Here is a 19,846-nt window from a genome sequence, read left to right on the forward strand (position 1 = left end):
CCGCCAGAGGTGTAGTCACTAGCGCGGGTGAAGGATGTTCCGGTGGACGACCACCGGTAGATGGTCATCGTGCCGTCACCGTCATCACGCATCATCGCCGGAGCCTGGAAACCGGTGGCGCCACAGTTGCGGCTGGTGACGTTGTTCCAGGTCTGGCCATTCGCCGTACCGTAGGTGACACCGTTGAAGGTCGGCCTGACCCGTTCGGATCCCGCGTACCCCCACGACGCCGACCCGTTACCGTCGCGGTCGTATCCGAGCTCGAAGTGAAGGTGCGGATGTCCGTTGGAGGTCGGCCCGGTCGCGCCGACCTTGCCGATCGTGGTCCCCATCTGCACCCTTGCCCCGACCGAGACGGCCCGGTAGCCCAGGTGCAGGTACGTGGTGTAGTAGCCACCACCATGATCGATCTGGATCACATTACCGGCGTTGCTGTGGTAGAAGGACTGATTCACTGTCCCGGCGGCCGGCGCGATCAGCGTGGCACCGTCAGTGCCGTGCTGGTCGGGCTCCTTCACCATGTCGAGCGCAGGAGCGTGTTGCCACGTGTCCAGCTGCCACTTCTGTCCGCAGGGGAAGGGCAACTGCAGAGCGGGGGCGGCCATCGCGGGGCTCGCCGTAACGAACACACCGAACGTGGCGACGAGCGCGGCGGAGATGCCGACGCGTAAGACGGCGGACACGACCATGAAACTCCTCCAAAGTTGGCTACACCGGCCGGTCTTCGACCGGAGAAGAGATGTGGACTCGGAGTTCGCCCGCGGACAGGACAGGACACACGGCGTCACGGGCACGGGTGCGGAGATTCGGAGCGCTTGACGGGCTTGGCGAGGCGGCGGTCTTCATCAAACCCGACACGAGATCGGGAGACCATGACGTTCAGCCGGACGTTCCACCGGACGTTGAGCATGACGTCGCGCACGCCATAAGCTGGCAGACTCCGCAGCCGATCACGGAAGGCGTCAGCCGTGGGGAACGCATTCAGTGAGCTGCTTCGACGCCACCGGCTCAGTCGCCGCCTCACCCAGGAGGCGCTGGCGGAGCGCGCGGGCATCAGCTCCCGCTCGATCGCCGAGCTCGAACGCGCGCGGGGCCGGCGCCCGCGCCCCAGGTCATTGGAGCAGCTGGCGACGGCGCTCGACCTGACCGGCGAGGAGCGGGAGGAGTTCATCGCCGCCGGCCACGCCCTGATCTGGGCCGACCGCACCGGCCGGCCGGGCCGCGACGACAAGGGAACGACGATCCCCTCCGACCTGAAGTGGCGGCAACTGCCCGCAGACCTTCCCGACTTCGTCGGGCGGGACGGGGAACTGGCCCGATTACGGACAGCCCTCGATCCTGACGGCAACGGCACGAGGCTGGCGGTGCTGTCAGGACCGCCAGGCGTCGGCAAGACAGCGCTGGCCGTCCACGCCGGCCACCGGTTCTCATCGTGGTTCCCTGACGGACATCTGTACGCGACGCTGCGCGGCGCAGGCGCCGATCCCGCCGACCCCGCCGACGTGCTCGCCCAGTGGCTGCGGGCGCTGGGCGTGGACGGATCCGCCTTGCCCGCCGGTAGCGATGCCCGCGCCGCGCTGTTCCGGGACCGGGTGGCGGCACAGCGAGTGCTCCTCGTCATCGACGACGCGGGCGGGTACCACCAGGTGGAACCGCTGCTCCCGGCCGATCGCGTCGCCGTGGTGGTCACCAGCCGGTTGCCGCTGACCGGCCTTCCCGGCGTGACCTCCATTGATCTGCGGCCGCTGCCCGGCCCGGCGGCTGTCAAGCTGCTCTGCCTGGTCGCCGGTGAGGACCGGGTGCGTGCCGAACTCTCGGCGGCAGCAGACCTGGTCGCGTTGTGCGGCAGGCTGCCGCTGGCCGTCCGGATCGCCGGAGCGCGGCTGGCCGCGCGTCCGCACTGGACGGTCGAAACCTTCAACGAGCGGCTGGCCGACGAGCGCAGCCGGCTCGATGAGCTGCGCCACGGCGACCTGGCCGTACGATCCGGGCTGCACCTCACCCACCAACGGCTCACACCTGCCGCCGCCCGGGCGTTCGCCCTGCTCGGCGAGCTGGGAGTGCCGTCCTTTCCTGGATGGCCGGTGGCCGCCCTGCTGGGCGTCGATCCGGCCGCGGGAGCCGCCGTACTCGAAGAGCTGCTCGACGCGCGGCTGCTGGAGGCACTCGGCTGCGACCCGGCGGGTCAGCCACGATACCGGTTCCACGACATCATCCGGCTGTACGCGCGCGAGCGCCGCGAAGCCGAGATCGGCCAGGCGGAGTGGACGGCCGCGCTGAGCCGTGCCGCCACCGGATGGCTGGCCCTGGCCCGGCAGGCTCAGGACCACCTGGACTGTACGCGTCTCTACCTCGATGACAGGGATCACCCGGCGGCCATCACCGATCAGCGCGTGGCCGCCGTCGCCGCCGGCCAGCCTGTCGAGTGGTTCGAAGCCGAACGGGAGGCGCTGGGCGGGCTGGTGCCGGCCTGCGCGGAGGCGGATCAGGCCGTGCTCGCGCGCTGCCTGGCCGGCTGCACCGCCGACTTCTACGACCTGCGCGGGCACTATGACGACTGGCAGCAGGCCATGAACGTGGCGCTGGACGCCTGCCGGCGGGCCGGTGACCGTTCGGGTGAGGCGACGATGCTGCGCGGGCTCGGCAGCTGCCTGGTCGAGCACGACGACCACGACACCACCATCTCGACCCTGTACGCCGCACAGGCGCTGGCGAGAGATATCGGCGACGTGGCCGGGGTCGCCCTGGCCGGCAAGGAACTCGGCCTCATGCTGTCCATCACCGGCCGCGTCCACGAGGCGGAGGCGGAGCTGCGGGCGGCCGTCGAAGGGCTGGAACGGGCCGGCCTCCCTCTCTCCAGGTCCCTCGCGCTCACGATGCTCGGCTTCACGCTGCGAGAACGGGGTGAAACGGCCGAGGCCGTCGAGGTCGTGGAGGCCGCGCTGGACATCGCCCGCTCGTGTGGCGCGCGGTCGGTGGAGGCGTACGCCCTGCGAGGTCTCGCCGGAGCCCTGCTGGCGTGCGATCGGCCCCGGCAGGCGGAGCAGGCCGCCCGGGCGGCCGTCGTGACGTTCGAGCAGGTCGGGGACCTGATCGGTGCCGCGCAGAGCCTGCGTACGCTGGGTGAGGCGTTGGCGCGTGACCCCCACCGGTGGGACGAGGTCGAAGAGACGCTGACCGCCGCGGCCGACCTGTTCCGTTACAAGGGACACCGCTGGGGACTGGCGCTCACCGAGCTGAGCCTCGGCGAGGTCGAAGCCCGTCTCGGTGACCCACGAGCCATCGAGCGCCTTCACCGGTCCCTGCGCTACTGGACCGACGAGCAGGTCCCCGCGTTACAGGCGCGCACGCTGATGGCCCTCGCCGCCGCGAGCGAGCAGCGCGGTGATCCGGATACCCGGGAACTGCTGATGCGCGCGTACGAGCTCTACCGGGTGCTGGACGCGCCCGTCGCGGCCGAACTCGCGGTGCGGCTGGGCATGGACGAAAGCGCTACGCGGCCCAAGATCAGATGAATTCCCATGTGACACGTCTTCAGATGCCATGATCGGCTCGCACGCCGGTGACGATGCGGGCCGCGCGCTCAGGCTCTGGCCACCGGGCTGCTCCGCTCCACCGTCAGGACGTCCCGCCATACGGGACTGTACGGTCTACTGGACAGACCCTCGTACCCCTCAGGTTTGCGCCGCTGAGGAGATGATGCGGCGAGACAGTGGGCCGCCCGGTAGACAGCGATCAGATTGAATTGTTCAACTGCGCGTTTTATGCGGGTCGCCTTAGGATCGCCGGGTCTGTCCAGTAGACGGTGTAACTCTGCGTGACTTGTTTAGCGGGTGGTTGGGGTCAGGCGGCCTTCGAAGGTGATGGCGAAGGCGTTCAGGGCGGCTTTCCAGCGGGTGATCCAGCGTTTGCGGCCCTTGCCGGTCGGGTCCAGGCTCATGATCACCATGTAGACGCACTTGAGCGCGGCCTGCTCGTTCGGGAAGTGGCCGCGGGCCTTGACCGTACGCCGGATGCGGGCGTTGACGGACTCGATGGCGTTGGTCGAGCAGATCACCCGGCGGATCTCGGCGTCGAAGGACAGGAAGGGCACGATCTCGGCCCAGGCGTCCTCCCACAGCTTTACGATCGCCGGATACTTGCCGCCCCAGACCCCGGCGAACTCCATGAAGCGCTCGAGCGCGGCTGCTTCGGTCGGGGCGGTGTAGACGGGCTTCAGCGCCTTGGCGATGGCGTCCCAGTGCCGGCGGGCCGCGTATCGGAACGAGGCGCGCAGCAGGTGGACGACACACGTTTGGACCACGGCCTGGGGCCAGGTCTGCTCGATGGCTTGCGGCAGTCCTTTGAGGCCGTCGCAGACCACCATCAGCGCATCGCCCGAGCCGCGGTTCTTGATCTCGGTCAGCACATGCAGCCAGAACTTGGCGCCCTCGCCGCCGTCGCCGGCCCACAGCCCGAGAATGTCGCGCTCCCCGTCCACCGTCACCGCCAACGCGACGTAGATGGGGCGGTTGGCGACCTAGCCCTCGCGCAGCTTGGCTCTGTCGCAGATTGCGTGATCCTCGGGTCTCGTTACGGGTTCCACGAAGGAGTAATGATCTTTGTGTCTTGCGCAGTGGATCGACGTTCTGCTCCCGCACCTGACGGTGCTGACCGTGGAGGATGCCAAGCGCGAGGGCGGGATGGTGAATATTCGTGCTCGGGTAAGTGGGGTGCGGGCTGCGTGCACGAGCTGTGGCGGGGTATCGGCTTGGGTTCACGGCAGGTACGTGCGCCGGCTCAAGGACGCCGTGATGGGTGGCGCCTGCGTGATCATCGAGTTGGTGGTCAGGTGATTTCGCTGTGTGAGCGTCACGTGTCCGGTGAAGACGTTCGCCGAGCAGGTGCCGGGCCTGCCCCGGCCGCATGCGCGCTTCACGGACGCCCTGCAGCAGGTACTTGCATCGATAGGGATGGAGCTGGCGGGCCGGGCCGGCGTTCGCCTGGCAGCTTCGCTCGGTCTGCAAGTGGGCCGCGACACCTTGCTGCGCCGCGTCAGGGCTTTGCCTGAGCAGCCGGTCGGACACGTGCGGGTGCTGGGTGTCGATGCGAGGGGGATCCGTGCACGACCGATGACTTCGGCGCCGCGCTCAGGTCGTACCGAACGACGACCCCAGCGCGAAGGGAACTGGCGATCATGAAACTGACGACCGTCACGAACGTCTCCGTCGACGGAGTGACGCAGGGACATCGACGGATCGATGCAGGGATCCGGCGCGAAGCCGGCGCGCCGGACGAGGATGGCAGCGGCGGATTCGAGCGCTTCGGATGGGCCCCGCCACTGCTCGACGACGAGGCCTCGACGTTCATCAGCCAGACCTTCCAGCGCGCCGACGCGTTCCTGTTCGGCCGGCGGACCTACGAGATCTTCGCCGGCTCCTGGGGATCGGGCATGGACCCGGGAAACCCCGTCGGAGAGGCGCTGAACACGCGGCCCAAGTACGTCGCCTCGACCACGCTCACCGATCCGCAGTGGGCGAACACGACGGTCCTGTCCGGTGACGTCGCGGGCGCCATCGGCGAGCTGAGAGCCGGGCCGGGCGGTGAGGTGCACGTGTGGGGCAGCGGCACGCTGATTCGCTGGCTGCTCGACCACCGGCTGGTCGACGAGATCGTGCTGCTCACCTATCCCGTGGTCGTCGGCCAAGGCACGCGACTCTTCCCCGCCACTGGCTCGGACATAGGGCTCGAACTGGTCGGCTTGCAGTCCACCCCGAAAGGACTGACGATCCAGACCTACCGCACCACCGGCCGCCCGCAGTACGAGAGGGCCACCACCTGAAGCATGGAGGAGCCCGGCCCACCTGGACCCAGCAGCTTCGCGGGCGGCGAAGGCCCACAGCCCCGTCCTCAGACCAGGACGCCCCAGGGTTCCGGGCACTTACCAGGCCGTCACCGGCGCGAGCACCCGCATCGCGGCCCCAGGCGCGGCTACCGGGCCCTCACATGGTCGGTGGTGAATCCGGTCCGCTCCAGCGGACCGGCGGATCACCGGCTGGAAGTCAAGCAGGAACGCTGTCTCGCTGGTCACCGTCGGCCGCGACGCCCGGTTTCGCAGGAGTCTCGACCATGGGAGCCGTCGGGATGGTCAGGCGGCCTGATGGTCACGCATGCTGTTGATCAAGCTGGCAGCGGTGGGCGCGTCGCGGCAGGAGGCCAGGAAGTCGGTGCCGTCGGCCAGGCGCAGAGCCAGTGCCGGGCCGGGCAGCAGCACGACGCCCGCTCCGGCACCGTGCAATGCTCCGTCCAGCAGCCACCGACTCGCCTGAACGTCGGTCGCGTCGGCGCGGCGTACGCTGCTCAGGGCCACCTCCCGGCTGATCAAGCCGAGCGTGACCCGCACCGTCCGCTCGTCGATGGTCAGCCGGTACGAACGCATCGGTAGGAACGCCACGGCGACGATCACGACGGTGGCCCCCGCCCATCCGGGAGAGCCCACGGACAGGACCAGCACGGCGGTCATGGCCATACCGGCCAGCACCAGAGCGGCCACTGCCCAGTCGACGGCCCGGATGACGCGCCGTTCCTGCCAGGTGGCCCTCTCCTGGCCGTTCAGGTCCAGCCGGGGGGCGCCGGGGTCAGGGGCTTCGGTCGCGCGGCCTGCGGGGGTGCGACGACCGGCCAGGAGGAAGGCGACGACAGCACCGGCGAGCGCGGCCAGCGGGACGAGCACCCCCATCGCCGCTCCCGAGGGCGTGTCCGCCTGGGCGGCGGTGGGGGCGTCCAGTGCCGCGTGCAGGATGACCAGCAGGGGCACGGCCAGCGCGACGGCGATCGTGTTCACCGTTACCTGGATGGAAGCCCGTATCCAATGGGCGCGTGACGCCGGTGCGCGGCCGGCCAGCACGAACCCCGCCAGCCCAGCCAGCCACAGGATCGCCGGGACGCCGAGCAGCACGCCGCTCAGCTGCTCGACCGTGACGGTGGAGACGATGGGCCGCCCATCTGCACCGCCCTTGTTGGGAAGGTCGGCAGGCAGTCGTTCCCGCCAGGCCAGCACCGTCAGCGTGGCACCACCCAGCACCACGGCGGGCAAAGCGACCATACCCGTCAGCCACCGGACCTTACCGATCACGTGAACTCCTTCCCCACCAGCGACATCAGTTCTTCCCGGCCCAGGCCCGCGCGGCGGGCTGCGGCGACGAGTTGCCGGACGGTCTGCATGAGCTGTGCCAGCTCGCGCGGGTTCGTCCTGGTGACGGTCGCACCGCGCCCGGGGCGTAGTTCGATCAGTCCTTCGTCGCGCAGGTCGGCGTAGGCGCGCAGCACGGTGTGCATGTTGACCCCCAGCGACAAGGCCAGCTCGCGGCCGGCCGGCAGCCTGTCTCCGGGGGACAGCAAGCCGTCGGCGATGCCGCGGCGGACGCATCCGGCGATCTGATCGCTCAGCGGCGTGCTGCTGCTCGGGTCCACGCGGTACAACATGTTCTAATCATGATAGAACAATGAGGATTTTTGCAAGGTGTCTCGATCGCAGTGCCGGCATCGCCCTGGCTGAGTGCGATATGCGTGCGATGACACAGCACGTTGTCGAGGCCGAACGCGGTCCACATGTGGTTGCCGTCCTGCCCAAGCCTGCTGCCGGCTTCAGCGGCTTTATCGAGCAACTCGGTGATCACCTGCTTCGTACCGCCGTGGGCGGGCGGCGATGGCGCCTCTGAGCAGCAGCGATCCGTAGACGGAGAGGTCGTCAGGGGACGGGCGGCCCATCATGGCAGTCATGCGCAACGCTGCCGTACGAGCGGCGTCGGTCGCAGTCCGATGGTGACCTCCAGCCAGACAGCCCTTGGTCTTCCTGCTTAAGCAGCATGGATGCGGCGACGTGGTGCGCCTCGGCCGACAGGGCATGGGCACGCAGGGGATCATCACCGTCGAGCGTCGTGCAGGCCCCGCGCAATTCGCGCAGCAACGTAGGCTGTCCGGCTCGGGTGGCGATCCCTCCAGGGGTCGTCAATGGCCGAGTGCGTGTCGGCCGCGCCGTCGGCGCAGCGTAAGCGCCGTCGTCCAAGCGCCTTCAGGAGCAATGTTCTGAGCTCAAGGCCGAGAACCGGGCACGGGCGTGGCCGGTCCCGGTTCTCCGTGACGTAGGGGCTCGCGCACGGAGCAGGCCGCTACCGCAACCCTCCACATCACTTGGCAGGCGACAGGCTCACCACCAGATACTTGTCCGCCTTGGCCGGATCGGTCTCCAACTCCTTGAGGATCTCGGTCTCTCGTTCAGCTCCGTACGACTCGAACCGGTCGACACCAGCGGCCTGAAGGGTCGTCCCCTCCCACTTGGCCGACTCCATCACCAGCAGTCGCTCGCTGGTGCCTACGACCTTCCAGCCGCGCTGCGCCAGCCGTTCACGCGCGATGTCCAGCGCTTCGTCGACGCCCGATCCGCCGACGTCCATGATGAGGATGTCTTCGACCTGAATCGTGTTGTCATAGATCGGATCGGCCATGGTGCGGGTGAACACCGTGCCGATGTCGCGGACCTCCTTCACGGCCGCGGGATCCACCTTCAGTTCCTCCGGCGGGAAGAGTGCGGCGCAGCCGGCGGTCACGAGCGCGAGGCACACGGCCGTGACCGCCGACATCACCTTGGAAAGGCCGCCACAGGACGCACTCGTCGTCATTGACACACTCCCGATATTTTCCAGCGGCTTTGTCGGCCCAGCCCTGGTGCATGGCATTGTAGCGGCGATTCGCCTCGGCCTCGCTCGACAAGGACAGCTTGCCCGTCTCGATCCAGGTGACGAAATCCTTCCAGCCGAATTCAGGGGTCGAGGCGCTCATGGTGACGCCCGAGCAACCGCAGTAGGCGACGGCCGTCTCCGCCCAGGTGATACCGCGTTCTTGATATCCGCCGCCGTCGGCGGTGGCCTTCACGGTGATGTTCGCAATGCAAGTATCTCATATAGAGCGCCGCGGCCTCGATGGAGGAGGCGGGGTTGAGAACTCGCCGAACATTTTGAGCGCGACGCCGGCGGGCACGAGTTTTCCTCGGAGTGCCATCGGTTGCGCTTCCCAGGCTTGGAATTCATAGATGATCGCGGCGGCCAGGAAATGCTTTCCCACAGCCCACTTGGTGACATAGTGGACAATCTCCTTGCGATATCGGAGTACCCCTTCCCATTTCTTACGCAATTCGGTTTCGTAGCTCTCTTTCCGGGGGCCGGAAGAGCACCGGATCCGCCGGCCGACAGGCCGCTGGACGGGCCCGACGTTTACGTGGCCAACTGGATGCAGGCGGGCGCTGGAGATGCACCCTCCGCAACCCGAGCCGGCCTCGCGGAGCGAGTCGCCTGGCAGGATCGCCTCGGAGGAGTGGCCGGTGGGGTCGACGCCGGTCAGGGGTGAGGCGTTGGCGTAGGTGTAGCGGTTGGCCTGCACCGACGGGCCGGCACCAACAAGCTGATCCGGCAGTACTTACCGAAGGGCACCGATCTGAGCTTGTACGCTCCGTGGGGAAAGGTCCGGGCGAGTGGCGAGCGACCTGCACCAGGAACCGGCGCCGCTCGTTCGGCAGCACCGACACAGCTCCCATCTGATGGGCGCCGATCCCGCGCCGCCAGGTCGGCCTGTCGAGCGAGATGCTGGGTGTGCCCTACGCCGACCATGAGTTCTTCCAGGAACACACGGTGGAGGTGGTCAAGCAGTCGACGCCACCCGAGGAGCGGCGGGCGGCCACGAGGGCCATCCAGAGCTACATGGCCGACCTGTCAGTTCCGGCGTAGTCCGCGCAGCGGATCGCTCAGGGAAGCCGGCTGCTGAACAGGTAGTTGCGGCGCCGATGGTCTATCGCGTCAGTCCGCTGCCAGCGGCCGCGCCGCCAGATGTACATGCGGTATCCCATCCTCAGCAGCGGCTCGGTCACATCGGTCGCGCTCATGCCGTACTTGTCGAGATGACGGTCCTCGATCTCCAGCAGCAGATGGGGTCGATGGCGCTCGATCGTACGGCGCCCGCCTTCCAGGACCGCCGACTCGAACCCCTCCACGTCCACCTTCATGAAGTCCACCCACGGAATCCTGCGGGTCTCGCACATGTGGTCGATGGTGTAAACGGGCACCTCCAGGGTCCTGCCCCCGGAATCATCCGGACGTTTCACTCCCACCTGCAGGTGAGCCCAGCCGTGGTTGGGCAGCCCGAACCGGTACGGCAAGCGGAGCCTCTGCCGCCCGTTGGAGGGGCCGAGCGCGGCATTGGTGGTGATCACGTGGCGGGCGCCCACGGCCTGCCGCGCCGATTCCAGGATTCGGTACGGCAGGCGCAGCGGCTCGAAGCTGTGCACCCGCCCGGTGTGCCGAACCAGGCGGGCGAGGGGAAAGGTGTACATCCCGTAGGCGGCGCCGATATCCAGGCATACGTCGCCACGCCCCACAAGGTGCGCCAACCCGCGCAGTTCGGACTCCCGGGAAAGCGTGCGGGCCACTGCGGCCGCCGTCGACAATCTGATCATGCCGGGGACGGTAGGAGTGAGATCGGCGCACGCGAATCACCCTCAGGAGCGCAACCGCCTGCTCCGCCGTGCCTCTGCGGAGTGACGCCCGGCCACCACCAGGCCGCTCTCGTAGGCCAGCACCACGGCCTGCGCCCGATCGCGCAGGTGGAGCTTGCCCAGGATCCGCCCCACGTGGGACTTGACGGTCTCCTCCGCGATGGTCAGGCTTTGCGCGATGTCGGCGTTGGACTGGCCGTCGGCGATGAGCCTGAGCACGTCGAGCTCGCGGGGCGTGAGCACGTTCAGCCGCAACGCCTCGCGCTGGTCGATCGACTGCCTGCTCGTGAACTCCTCGATGAGCCGCCGGGTCACCGACGGCGCCAGCAACGCCTCCCCCGCGGCCACCACACGCACCGCGCTGATCAGATCGGCCGGCGGCGCGTCCTTCAGCAGAAAGCCGCTGGCCCCGGCGCGCAGCGCCGTGTACACGTAGTCGTCGATGTCGAACGTGGTCAGGATCACCACCTTGGTGCCGGGAACGTTCTGGACCAACCGCCGGGTGGCCTCCAGCCCGTCGAGACGCGGCATGCGGACATCCATGAGCGCCACATCCACCGCCTCCAGGCCGTCCGCGGCCTCGCCGACGACCGCGACGTCGGGTTGCGCCGACAGCAGCGCCGCGAATCCTCCCCTGACCATCGCTTGATCGTCCGCGACCAGAACGGAGATCATTTCTCCCCCTGAGGCAGTACGGCCCGCACGGCGAAGCGCCCGTCGGCCAGCCTTCCCGCGAACAGCTCACCACCCGCGAGCGTCACCCGTTCACGCATGCCCACCAGCCCGTACCCGGCCCCGGGCGCCGACTCCGCCCCCGCCTCGTTGACCACCTCGACCACCAGTTTCGGGCCGTCCAGGGCGATCGTCACCGCTGTCGCGGCGCCGTTGGCGTGCTTGATCACGTTGCTCAGCGCCTCCTGCACGATCCGGTACACCGTGAGCGACATGGCCGCGCCGACCTCGGGAGCGTGCTCCGGCAACTCCAGGTGGACCGGCGTGCCCGCCCGCCGCGCCGACTCCACCAGTTCGGTCAGCCCGTCGAGGTTCGGTTGCGGAGCTGTCAGCGGGTCGTCCCGGTCGCCCCGCAGCACGCCGAGGAGTTGCCGCAGCTCTTTCAGCGAGGTGCTCGCGGCGGCGTTGATGTCGTGGAACTCCCGCAGCACCTCTGCTGACACCACGCCCTTGATCCGATACGGGGCCGTCGAGGCCTGCACCGCGATGACGGACATGTGATGAGCCACCAGATCGTGCAGCTCACGGGCGATGCGCGCGCGCTCCTCCAGCAGCCGCCGCTTGCCGTACTCCTCCGCGACCCGCAGGGTGCTCAGACGCCGCATCCTGTAGCCGTGCCCGATCGTCGTCACAGCCAGCAGCCCCAGGCTCCAGCTCACCATGGCCGGCACCACGTGCGGCGACTCGGGCCGTAGCCAAAGCACTGACAGCACCCCCGCGGCCAGAGTGGTCAGGAACGCCACGGCCGTGACCCGCCGCGCGGATACCAGCGCCAGTGTGAACATCACCGGCGCCTGTGTCAGCGACTCACTTAGGAGCCAGGGCCGCCAGTCGGCGACGCTGAGCGCCGTCGCCAGGAGGAGCAGCCCCAGCATGAGCCCCCACGCGACCATCGGCCGGTACCACGCCACAACCACCGGCAGCCCGTACAACGCCCCGAACAGCACCCCGGGAACGCCCGCCCCGAGAACGACCGCGAACGCCCATCCATTGAGCAGGGCTGCCAATCCCGCGGCGACGAAGTACAGATGTCGCGGCACCATGGGCTTCTCCGGGTCGGTCGGGGAAGCGGGTACCCGAGCCCGATGAGCGCTGGAGACGATGCTCAACACCCCACAACCCTACGTGATCATGATCCGGCCCCGGAGACCTGCCGGCGGCGGCCGGAGGACTGTAAGGCTGACGGCGGATCTGGTGATCAAGGAAGAGGCGCTTGATGTCCGAGACCGTCGTGGAGTCACTGGACATGAACGGAAGTGCCTGCCGAGCCGGACCGCTCGATGACGGACGAGCAGCAGCGCTCCCCTCCGTCATCACTGTCAGTGGGTAGGCGGCCGTGGTGTCAGGGGTCGGTGGTCAGGCGGGTTCGGAGCAGGGCCAGGTCCGCGGGGGGCAGGCCGCCCTCCCGCAGGTACAAGGCGGCGCCACCGTACCGGTCGTCCAGGTGGGCGAGGGTGGCGAGCATCGTGCCGGCGCCGACCTCGGCGAACAGCCGGCGGGACCTGGCCCGCTCCGCCTCGCCGGGCAGGGCGGCCAGCTGGGCGTCGAGGCTCATGCGGGCGGCCATCTCGGCGTAGTCCTCGGCTACGTCGGCCGACGCCACCCCCGCCAGGGTGAGCGTCAGCGCGCTGGCCAGGCCGGTCCTGTCCTTGCCGGAGTGGCAGTGCACCAGGGTGGCGCCTGGCGGCGCGTGGACGATCGCGGGGACGACTATGACGTGCCGGCGAGCCGAAGCCGGCCGTGGTTCCAGCCAGTCGCCGATCTCCGCCTCCCAGCCGTCGTCGATGAGGAACATGTCCGCGCCGGGGCCGAGCCGCTCGGACAGCTCCAGGTTCTCGATCACGTCCGCGTCGGTGACCTTGTCCCAGTGGCCGTACCAGGTGCACCACATGGGCGGGACCGCCGGGAAGGAGGCCGGGGCTTTCCCGGCGGCGACGGTGGTGGCCCACTCGCGCAGGGCGGCAGAGAGAGCTTGTTCTCCGGGCTGCGGCGGCCCGGGGAACGAGCTCTCTGCCAACCACTGCTGCCGGTCTCAGCCTCGATCCGGTCAGGGGATGTCGATACCGCCGGCGCGGAGCCTCGCTTCGACGAGCGAGGCCAGGCGGGCCGCGGCGGAGTCGCGGTCTTCGCCGTGGTGGGCGATCAACCGGTAGCGGGTCGCGGTCTCGGTATGGGCTTGCAGACCGGTCACGATCCTGAGGTGGTCGGGGTGGGCGAGGTAGTGCTCGGCCATGTCGGCGGCCAGCTCCACAACGCGGGGATCATCCGGTGGCCAGCCGATGACTTCGGCGCTGCGCTTGGTCAGCTCCACGAATCGGGGGTTGCGCAGCGCGTGTTCGATGGCGGCGAGGTAGTCCTCGAAGCTTTCGGGGACCAGAGCCTTGGCCAGGACGAAGGATTCCCGGGCGGTGCGTACGTCCTCCGGGGTGAAGCCGAGGGTCGGCATCGCCTCCAGCATCGCCACGGCGCGGTCGGGCAGCAAGGTCCGGTCGCCGCTGGTGAGCCGGTTGAGCATGTCCCTTTGTGCGGCCAGCGCGGCGATCCGGGCGGTGAGGTGCTGCTCGACGTCGGCGAGCGCCGCGGCGAACGGCGCGGCGTCGCAGTCCAGCAGCGCGCCGATGTCGGCCAGCGGTACCCCGGCGCCGGCGAGCGTTTTGACCTGCACCAGTCTCAGCAGCTCGGCCGAGCCGTAGCGCCGGTACCCCGAGCTGTCGCGCGCGGGCTCCTCCACCAGCCCGAGCTTGTGGTAGTGCCGCACCGTTTTGATCGTGATGCCGGCGAACGCGGCCGCCTGACCGATGGTCACCCCTGCGGCCATGGGCTCAGCGATCCTTTCGCGCCTGCGCGGCGGCGGCGGTCTCCCGCACCGCGGCGGCGATCGCTCGGAAGTCCTTGCGCAGGATCTGGGTGTGGTTGCTCTCGACTTTGGCGCTGACCCGCAGGTTGGGGTTGCGGTGGAGCACCGGATCGAGGGAGGCGCGCATCTGCTCCATCTCCTCCGCGCCGCCGCCGAGGTTGGCTCCGGAGGCCAGGATATAGCGCACCGGGCAGGACAGCCGGTCCAGAACGGGTTCGAGGGCGGCGCAGACCTCGTTGATCTCGATGTTGACCTGGGCGTGCTGAGCGGCACTCATCGAGGCGGCCAGGCCGAAGGGGCGCGCGAGCGGCAGCCCCAGCCGCATGTTGCGAAACGCGCGCCGGATCCGCTCCCGGTTCTCCTCGCCGGTCAGCCCCCAGGGGACCGCGCCGTCGACCGAGACCACGCCGGCGATCCGGCCGGGGTTGCGATCGGCCCAGTGCACCGCCAGCGCCGCGCCATAGGACCAGCCGACCAGCAGCGGCCGCTCCACCCCGGTCGCCTCGATGACCGCGTCGACGTCGCGCAGACAGCCCTCGAAGGAGTAGTCGGCCGACCGCTTCGACTTGCCGCGGGCGCGCTCGTCGTAGGTGAGGTGTCGCCACCGGTGGCCGAGTTCGGCGATCACCCGCCGCCAGGAGCGCTGGCTCGCATAGGAGCCGTTGAGATACACGACGGTTTGACCGGGGCCGCGGGTATCGGTGACCGCCAGGGTCGTGTCGTCGACGGCCACCATGCCGGCCCATGAGGAAGCCTGTGAATGCGTCATGCGGTCAGCATCCGGCTTGACCTTGGGTCAAGGTCAAGCCGGGCCCGCGAGGCCGCCGGGTCGAGTTCCGGTGGCCTCGATGGAGGCATTGACCTGCATCGCCGCATCGGCCCACTTGATGAGAGGAAAGTGGCATGGGACGGCGGGGCTATCCGCCGGGGTTTCGGCGCAAGGTGCTGGATCTGCTCGAGGCGGGCGTAAGGTGACCGACCTGGCGCACGATCTGGGGGTTTTCAGACGCCGCAACAGCGAGCTGACAGCTCGGCGAGGCGGGCGACGGCTCACCACCCGGCGGACGCGGAGATGAAAGTTTCACGACATCTCATCGCAGCGGTGCGAACGTGTCATGGTAAGAGCCCAGGCGGCGCGCCGGACGGCACCGGGGGCCGCCGAAAAGACGTGATCCACGTTCTTGACGTCCGGGCCTCCCTTGAATTGACTCGACATCACCGTCACCCGCGAATCGGTGTCGGAGAAACAATGAAATGTTAGCGCTAACATCACGCCTTTACCTGCCGTGCCGGCACCATCCGCTCCGCATTCGATTGAGAAAGGAATGCATCATGCTTTTCGGGAGCCTGAAAAAGGCGCTCGCGGCCGGGGCGAGCGCGTTGCTCGCCACCGCCTGCCTGGTGAGCGGTGGCACAGCGGCCCAGGCGGCGACGTCGCAGCCGTGTGACATCTACGCCGCGGGCGGGACGCCGTGCGTGGCGGCGCACAGCACGACCCGTGCTCTGTACGGCGCCTACAACGGCCCGCTATACCAGGTCAGGCGCGCGTCGGACAACACCACGCGCGACATAGGCGTCCTCAGCCCCGGCGGAGTCGTCAACGCCGCCACCCAGGACTCGTTCTGCGCCGACACGACCTGCCTCATCACCGTCATCTATGACCAGTCCGGCCGCAACAACCGCCTCACCCAGGCGCCGCCCGGCTACTGGAAGGGCCCCGCTCCGGGCGGATGGGACAATCTCGCCGACGCGAAGGCGGCCCCGATCACCATCGGCGGGCAGAAGGCGTACGGTGTCCGCGTGGAGCCCGGCACCGGCTACCGCAACAACAACACCAACGGCGTCGCCAAGGGCGACGAGCCCGAGGGCATCTACGCCGTCGTCGACGGCACGCACTACAACCAGTGGTGCTGCTTCGACTACGGCAACGCGCAGACGGATGGCATAGCCGACTCCCCCGCCATCATGGAGACCGTCTACTTCGGCGCCAGTAAGCAGTGGGGGTACGGGGCCGGACCCGGCCCCTGGATCATGGCCGACCTGGAGTGGGGACTGTTCTCGGGAGTGAACGCGGGCTTCAACAACATCCCGTCGATCAACCACCGTTTCGTCACGGCCATGGTCAAGGGCGAGCCGAACCACTGGGCGATCCGGGGCGGCAACGCGCAGTCGGGCGGCCTGACGACCTATTTCGACGGACGGCGCCCCAACGGCTACCACCCGATGAAGAAGGAAGGCGCCATCCTGCTCGGCATCGGCGGCGACAACAGCGTCACCGGCCGGGGCACCTTCTTCGAGGGCGTGTTGACGTCCGGCTACCCGACGGAGGCCACCGAGAACGCCGTACAGGCCAACATCGCCGCCGCCGGCTACGCGCCGGCGGGCGGCGGCGACCCGCAGCAGAATGTCCAGATCCTGGGCGACCAGTCCGGCCGGTGCGTCGACGTGCCGAACGGCAGCACCGCCAACGGCACCCAGGTGCAGCTGTGGGAATGCTGGGGCGGCACCATGCAGCGCTGGACCTACACCTCGGGCAAGCAGGTGCAGGTATACGGCAACAAGTGCCTGGACGCCTACGGGCATGGCACCGCCAACGGCACTCAAGTGATCATCTGGGACTGCAACGGCCAGACCAACCAGCAGTGGAACGTGAACAGCAACGGCACCATCACCGGCGTGCAGTCCGGGCTGTGCCTCGACGCCTTCGAGCAGGGCACCGCCAACGGCACGAAACTCATCCTGTGGTCCTGCAACGGACAGGCCAACCAGCGGTGGACCCTGCGTAGCTGATTCCGGCCGGCGGGTTCGGTGCGCATGAGGGCGATCGGGTGAAACGGCCTGGTTCGGGGTCCGGACACCTGGATGCATCGCGCCGAACCCGACGGAGCGCATCTGAGAGTGCATCCCGCGCGCTGATGGCATGAACTCGGAGCACACCGAAGTCTCCACCGGATCCGGGGCGATTCACGTGCGACTGGGGGCGTTCGTCGTGCACGGATGACGAAGACGAGCAGACCAGAGCCGGACAGAGGAGCTGCAGGCCAGAGCCGGCGTCAGGGGTCGGTGGTCAGGGTTCGGAGCAGGGCCAGGTCCGCGGGGGGGCAGGCCGCCCTCCCGCAGGTACAAGGCGGCGCCACCGTACCGGTCGTCCAGGTGGACGAGGGTGGCGAGCATCGTGCCGGCGCCGACCTCGGCGAACAGCCGGCGGGACCTGGCCCGCTCCGCCTCGCCGGGCAGGGCGGCCAGCTGGGCGTCGAGGCTCATGCGGGCGGCCGTCTCGGCGTAGTCCTCGGCTACGTCGGCCGACGCCACCCCCGCCAGGGTGAGCGTCAGCGCGCTGGCCAGGCCGGTCCTGTCCTTGCCGGAGTGGCAGTGCACCAGGGCGGCGCCTGGCGGCGCGTGGGCGATCTTCCTTACTTGATGGAGGCGTTGCCCTCGGACACGGCCTGGTCGGCGGCCTGCTGCGGGCTGAGCTTGCCGAGGTACATCTCGTTGAAGATCTGGTTCAGCTTGGTCTCGAAGCCGGTGAAGCGGGTGATGATCGGCACCGGGAACGTGGTGCCCTCCGACTCCTCCAGGAACGGCGAGACGTCGAGCTTCTTCGCCTTCCAGTAGTCGACGTAGCCCTGCGCCAGGCCGGTGATGGCGGGGAAGACGTAGCCGCCGTCGGCCATCATCTTCTGCGGCTGCTCGGTGCCGAGCCAGGCGGCCAGCTTCATGGCCTCCTCGGGGTGCTTGCTCTTGGCGTAGACGGCCTCGGCGAGCCCGTTGAGGTTGACCGCGCGGCCGGCCGGGCCCTCGGGCATGAGGGCGACGCCGACGGGCATGTCCCGGGGGTCGGTCAGGTCCCAGATGGTGCTGCCGGCCGCCACGTACCGGCCGTCGGCGCTGAAGGCCAGCCTGTCGACGGCGCCGCTGTTCGCCACCATGGTGCGCACGATGTCGGGCCGCCCCTCTTGCAGGACCGTCAAGCGGCTGCCGTTCGCGAAAGGCGATCTTGCCAGGCCCATGGCCGACCGCGGGCTTGGGAGTTGCGGAGGTCGTCTTGCTGACGTGCTTCCCTGTGGCGAGGTCCCAGACCGTGAGCCGACGCCCTACTGCTCAGCCGTTTCGGACCGCCTTGCTCACCTGCGAGGGTGAGGTGCGCCAGGGGGCGCCATGGCCGGGGAGCACCCAGGATGCCGGCAGCCCGGCGATCCGGTCGAGGGAGGAGAGTGCTTCGGCTGGGTCGTCGGTGAAGGGTGCGGGCTGGGGGCCTTCGCGCCCGGTGAGGACGTGCCGCGTGGTGAGGGCGTCGCCGACGAAGACCGCGTCGGCGAGCGGGACGTGCACCGCCACGCTTCCCGGAGAGTGCCCCGGCATGCCCACGATCACCGGATTGCCCGGCAGATCCAGGACGTCGCCATCGCCGATCTCGGTGACGTCGCCGACGTAGCGGGGGCGCAGACCGTTCTTGCGGAGGGAGTAACCGAAGAATCCGAGCGTCGGGCCGAGACGCATGGGGCCGAACGCGACCTTGGGCTTGTCTCCCGTACGGGTGCGGACGGCGTCGGCGGCATGCACGAACACCGGTACGCCGTGTGCGCTTCGCAGGCGCTCGGCGAAGCCGATGTGGTCGGAGTCTCCGTGGGTCAGTACGAGTCCGCGGATGTCGTCGACGGACTTGCCCAGGGAGCGGAGTTCGCGCTGCAGATCCCGCCAGTGGCCGGGCAGTCCCGCGTCGATGAGCGTGATGCCCTCGGGGGTGTCGACGAGGTAGCAGGCCACGAGATCGTTACCCAGGCGGTGCAGATGGGGTGCGATTTGCATGGGGCTTCTTTCAGGTTGGAACGGGTCTTGGCAGGCGGCCGTCATGGCCTGGGTCTTGACCGCAGCGGTGCGCCCGCGGTTCGTGACGCCGCGCGTAGTCGATGGGGCGGCGAGCGCCCGGGGACGGTTGACGCTCAATCGTGTGTTGCCGAGTGTCGTGGCGCGCGGCGGGCGGCAGCGCCACAGCGTCGTCAGACGCTCGGTTTCATCGGGGCTCCGGGCTTTCTAAACGTTTAGATCGAGTGCAACGATGGCGGCCGCGCACGTGGGCTGTCAAGCGGGCATGGCGCCCGGCGGTCCGCGCTGGACGACGAGGTGACTACCTGCGCCGCCCGTCCGGTTCGGCTCCGCGTGGACCGGCATCGCGCTCGGCCACCGGGGGCGCCGCCTCGACCTCGGTGTCCATCGCCTCGGCCCCGGAGAAACCCGGGTGGGGACAGCCGCAGCTCCGCCGGATCGCGAGCGTGGCCGTCGGAGGGGTGCCAGGCGCGGGCTCGCCGAGCAGGTGGCGCACGGCCCGGCGGGCCATCTCGGCGAGCGGCTGTTCCACCGTGGTGAGCGGCGGCACGGTGAACCCGCTCTCCGAGCTGCCGTCGCAGCTGATCAGGGCGAGCCTGCCAGGCACCTCGACGCCCACAGCGCCGCAGCCGGCGAGCACGCCGACGGCCTGTTCGTCGGTCGCCGCGACCAGCGCCCGAGGCGCGGCCTCCAGCCCGGCCACGAGACGGGCGGCGGCGGCCCGGCCGTACTCGGAACGCAGCAACTCACCCGGCACGCCGGTCGCTCGCCAGGCCGCGACGCGGTCGCCCACGGGACCCTCGTCGGTGAGGCCGGCCAGGAAGTCGACCCGGTCGTGCCCGTGCCCGCGCAGGTGGGCGACCGCCGCGGCGACCCCGGCGGCGTTGTCGGCGGCCACGAGCGTC

General features: G+C 69.2%; 21 protein-coding genes and 1 pseudogene. 6 read left to right on the forward strand and 16 right to left on the reverse strand.

Going from position 1 to position 19,846, the window contains the following annotated elements:
- A partial coding sequence (locus tag AB0K28_RS51000) for a M23 family metallopeptidase (RefSeq protein WP_364385737.1) occupies positions 1-689 on the reverse strand: 689 nt, incomplete at its 3' end.
- Positions 690-968: 279 nt separating this feature from the next.
- Between AB0K28_RS51000 and AB0K28_RS51005 the strand changes: the two genes are divergently transcribed.
- Positions 969-3,515 (forward strand): ATP-binding protein, encoded by a 2,547-nt coding sequence (locus tag AB0K28_RS51005; protein WP_364385740.1) that lies wholly within the window; start codon positions 969-971, stop codon positions 3,513-3,515.
- A gap of 311 nt (positions 3,516-3,826) precedes the next feature.
- On the opposite strand, the pseudogene AB0K28_RS51010 reads toward AB0K28_RS51005, so the two are convergent.
- Positions 3,827-4,537 (reverse strand): annotated as a pseudogene (locus tag AB0K28_RS51010) (IS256 family transposase); the annotation flags it as partial.
- A gap of 325 nt (positions 4,538-4,862) precedes the next feature.
- Between AB0K28_RS51010 and AB0K28_RS51015 the strand changes: the two are divergent.
- Both AB0K28_RS51015 and AB0K28_RS51020 read left to right on the forward strand, forming a co-directional pair.
- Positions 4,863-5,180, forward strand: coding sequence for a hypothetical protein (locus tag AB0K28_RS51015; RefSeq protein ID WP_364385743.1), 318 nt, complete (start codon positions 4,863-4,865; stop codon positions 5,178-5,180).
- Positions 5,177-5,821, forward strand: a complete 645-nt coding sequence (locus AB0K28_RS51020; protein ID WP_364385745.1) for a dihydrofolate reductase family protein — start codon at positions 5,177-5,179, stop codon at positions 5,819-5,821. The genes AB0K28_RS51015 and AB0K28_RS51020 overlap by 4 nt, the downstream gene beginning before the upstream one ends.
- A gap of 306 nt (positions 5,822-6,127) precedes the next feature.
- On the opposite strand, the gene AB0K28_RS51025 is transcribed toward AB0K28_RS51020, so the two are convergent.
- Both AB0K28_RS51025 and AB0K28_RS51030 read right to left on the reverse strand, forming a co-directional pair.
- On the reverse strand, positions 6,128-7,114 hold the full coding sequence (locus AB0K28_RS51025; RefSeq protein ID WP_364385748.1) for a hypothetical protein: 987 nt from the start codon (positions 7,112-7,114) through the stop codon (positions 6,128-6,130).
- Positions 7,111-7,464 carry a GntR family transcriptional regulator gene (locus AB0K28_RS51030; RefSeq protein WP_364385751.1) on the reverse strand — a complete coding sequence of 118 codons (354 nt, stop codon included), beginning with the start codon at positions 7,462-7,464 and terminating at the stop codon, positions 7,111-7,113. Before AB0K28_RS51030 ends, AB0K28_RS51025 begins: the two co-directional genes overlap by 4 nt.
- 20 nt (positions 7,465-7,484) lie before the next feature.
- Between AB0K28_RS51030 and AB0K28_RS51035 the strand changes: the two genes are divergently transcribed.
- On the forward strand, positions 7,485-7,700 hold the full coding sequence (locus tag AB0K28_RS51035; protein ID WP_364385754.1) for a hypothetical protein: 216 nt from the start codon (positions 7,485-7,487) through the stop codon (positions 7,698-7,700).
- Between the two features lie 468 nt (positions 7,701-8,168).
- On the opposite strand, the gene AB0K28_RS51040 is transcribed toward AB0K28_RS51035, so the two are convergent.
- Entirely contained in the window at positions 8,169-8,660 is a 492-nt protein-coding gene (locus AB0K28_RS51040; RefSeq protein WP_364385757.1) for a hypothetical protein, read from the reverse strand.
- A 277-nt stretch (positions 8,661-8,937) separates the two neighbouring features.
- A complete protein-coding gene (locus tag AB0K28_RS51045) occupies positions 8,938-9,417 on the reverse strand; it encodes a hypothetical protein (protein WP_364385759.1) in 480 nt (159 codons plus the stop codon).
- Between the two features lie 200 nt (positions 9,418-9,617).
- Here AB0K28_RS51045 and AB0K28_RS51050 point away from each other — a divergent pair, with 200 nt between their 5' ends.
- Positions 9,618-9,761 carry a hypothetical protein gene (locus tag AB0K28_RS51050; protein WP_364385762.1) on the forward strand — a complete coding sequence of 48 codons (144 nt, stop codon included), beginning with the start codon at positions 9,618-9,620 and terminating at the stop codon, positions 9,759-9,761.
- Positions 9,762-9,778: 17 nt separating this feature from the next.
- On the opposite strand, the gene AB0K28_RS51055 is transcribed toward AB0K28_RS51050, so the two are convergent.
- The 6 genes from AB0K28_RS51055 to AB0K28_RS51080 form a co-directional block, all read right to left on the reverse strand.
- The gene (locus AB0K28_RS51055) at positions 9,779-10,486 is read right to left on the reverse strand and encodes an FkbM family methyltransferase (protein ID WP_364385765.1); all 708 of its coding nucleotides are present in this window, start codon (positions 10,484-10,486) and stop codon (positions 9,779-9,781) included.
- Between the two features lie 42 nt (positions 10,487-10,528).
- The gene (locus AB0K28_RS51060) at positions 10,529-11,200 is read right to left on the reverse strand and encodes a response regulator transcription factor (protein WP_364385768.1); all 672 of its coding nucleotides are present in this window, start codon (positions 11,198-11,200) and stop codon (positions 10,529-10,531) included.
- Positions 11,197-12,300, reverse strand: coding sequence for a histidine kinase (locus tag AB0K28_RS51065; RefSeq protein ID WP_364385771.1), 1,104 nt, complete (start codon positions 12,298-12,300; stop codon positions 11,197-11,199). The genes AB0K28_RS51060 and AB0K28_RS51065 overlap by 4 nt, the downstream gene beginning before the upstream one ends.
- 299 nt (positions 12,301-12,599) lie before the next feature.
- Positions 12,600-13,274 carry a tyrosine-protein phosphatase gene (locus tag AB0K28_RS51070; protein WP_364385774.1) on the reverse strand — a complete coding sequence of 225 codons (675 nt, stop codon included), beginning with the start codon at positions 13,272-13,274 and terminating at the stop codon, positions 12,600-12,602.
- A gap of 30 nt (positions 13,275-13,304) precedes the next feature.
- Positions 13,305-14,075 carry a MerR family transcriptional regulator gene (locus AB0K28_RS51075; RefSeq protein ID WP_364385776.1) on the reverse strand — a complete coding sequence of 257 codons (771 nt, stop codon included), beginning with the start codon at positions 14,073-14,075 and terminating at the stop codon, positions 13,305-13,307.
- A gap of 4 nt (positions 14,076-14,079) precedes the next feature.
- Complete coding sequence (locus AB0K28_RS51080) at positions 14,080-14,883, reverse strand: alpha/beta fold hydrolase (protein WP_364385779.1); 804 nt, start codon at positions 14,881-14,883, stop codon at positions 14,080-14,082.
- 563 nt (positions 14,884-15,446) lie between these two features.
- Here AB0K28_RS51080 and AB0K28_RS51085 point away from each other — a divergent pair.
- Complete coding sequence (locus AB0K28_RS51085) at positions 15,447-16,904, forward strand: arabinofuranosidase catalytic domain-containing protein (RefSeq protein WP_364385782.1); 1,458 nt, start codon at positions 15,447-15,449, stop codon at positions 16,902-16,904.
- Between the two features lie 174 nt (positions 16,905-17,078).
- Here the strand turns inward: AB0K28_RS51085 and AB0K28_RS51090 are convergent, their stop codons facing one another.
- The 4 genes from AB0K28_RS51090 to AB0K28_RS51105 all read right to left on the reverse strand — a co-directional run.
- Positions 17,079-17,492: a tyrosine-protein phosphatase gene (locus AB0K28_RS51090; RefSeq protein ID WP_364385785.1), complete on the reverse strand. Its 414-nt coding sequence runs from the start codon at positions 17,490-17,492 to the stop codon at positions 17,079-17,081.
- Between the two features lie 35 nt (positions 17,493-17,527).
- A complete protein-coding gene (locus tag AB0K28_RS51095; protein ID WP_364385788.1) occupies positions 17,528-18,085 on the reverse strand; it encodes an extracellular solute-binding protein in 558 nt (185 codons plus the stop codon).
- Between the two features lie 130 nt (positions 18,086-18,215).
- On the reverse strand, positions 18,216-18,923 hold the full coding sequence (locus AB0K28_RS51100) for an MBL fold metallo-hydrolase (protein ID WP_364385791.1): 708 nt from the start codon (positions 18,921-18,923) through the stop codon (positions 18,216-18,218).
- 319 nt (positions 18,924-19,242) lie between these two features.
- On the reverse strand, positions 19,243-19,846 hold a 604-nt coding region (locus AB0K28_RS51105; RefSeq protein ID WP_364385794.1), incomplete at its 5' end, for a substrate-binding domain-containing protein.

Source organism: Nonomuraea sp. NPDC049504, from assembly GCF_040676845.1.
GTDB lineage: Bacteria > Actinomycetota > Actinomycetes > Streptosporangiales > Streptosporangiaceae > Nonomuraea > Nonomuraea salmonea.

What these genes read in the sequence shown, in the direction of transcription:
- AB0K28_RS51020 (WP_364385745.1), top strand. Translation starts at nt 5,177, where the DNA reads ATGAAACTGACGACCGTCACGAACGTCTCCGTCGACGGAGTGACGCAG.
- AB0K28_RS51030 (WP_364385751.1), bottom strand. Translation starts at nt 7,464, where the DNA reads ATGTTGTACCGCGTGGACCCGAGCAGCAGCACGCCGCTGAGCGATCAG.
- AB0K28_RS51035 (WP_364385754.1), top strand. Translation starts at nt 7,485, where the DNA reads ATGAGGATTTTTGCAAGGTGTCTCGATCGCAGTGCCGGCATCGCCCTG.
- AB0K28_RS51040 (WP_364385757.1), bottom strand. Translation starts at nt 8,660, where the DNA reads ATGACGACGAGTGCGTCCTGTGGCGGCCTTTCCAAGGTGATGTCGGCG.
- AB0K28_RS51050 (WP_364385762.1), top strand. Translation starts at nt 9,618, where the DNA reads ATGCTGGGTGTGCCCTACGCCGACCATGAGTTCTTCCAGGAACACACG.
- AB0K28_RS51055 (WP_364385765.1), bottom strand. Translation starts at nt 10,486, where the DNA reads ATGATCAGATTGTCGACGGCGGCCGCAGTGGCCCGCACGCTTTCCCGG.
- AB0K28_RS51060 (WP_364385768.1), bottom strand. Translation starts at nt 11,200, where the DNA reads ATGATCTCCGTTCTGGTCGCGGACGATCAAGCGATGGTCAGGGGAGGA.
- AB0K28_RS51065 (WP_364385771.1), bottom strand. Translation starts at nt 12,300, where the DNA reads ATGGTGCCGCGACATCTGTACTTCGTCGCCGCGGGATTGGCAGCCCTG.
- AB0K28_RS51075 (WP_364385776.1), bottom strand. Translation starts at nt 14,075, where the DNA reads ATGGCCGCAGGGGTGACCATCGGTCAGGCGGCCGCGTTCGCCGGCATC.
- AB0K28_RS51080 (WP_364385779.1), bottom strand. Translation starts at nt 14,883, where the DNA reads ATGACGCATTCACAGGCTTCCTCATGGGCCGGCATGGTGGCCGTCGAC.
- AB0K28_RS51085 (WP_364385782.1), top strand. Translation starts at nt 15,447, where the DNA reads ATGCTTTTCGGGAGCCTGAAAAAGGCGCTCGCGGCCGGGGCGAGCGCG.
- AB0K28_RS51100 (WP_364385791.1), bottom strand. Translation starts at nt 18,923, where the DNA reads ATGCAAATCGCACCCCATCTGCACCGCCTGGGTAACGATCTCGTGGCC.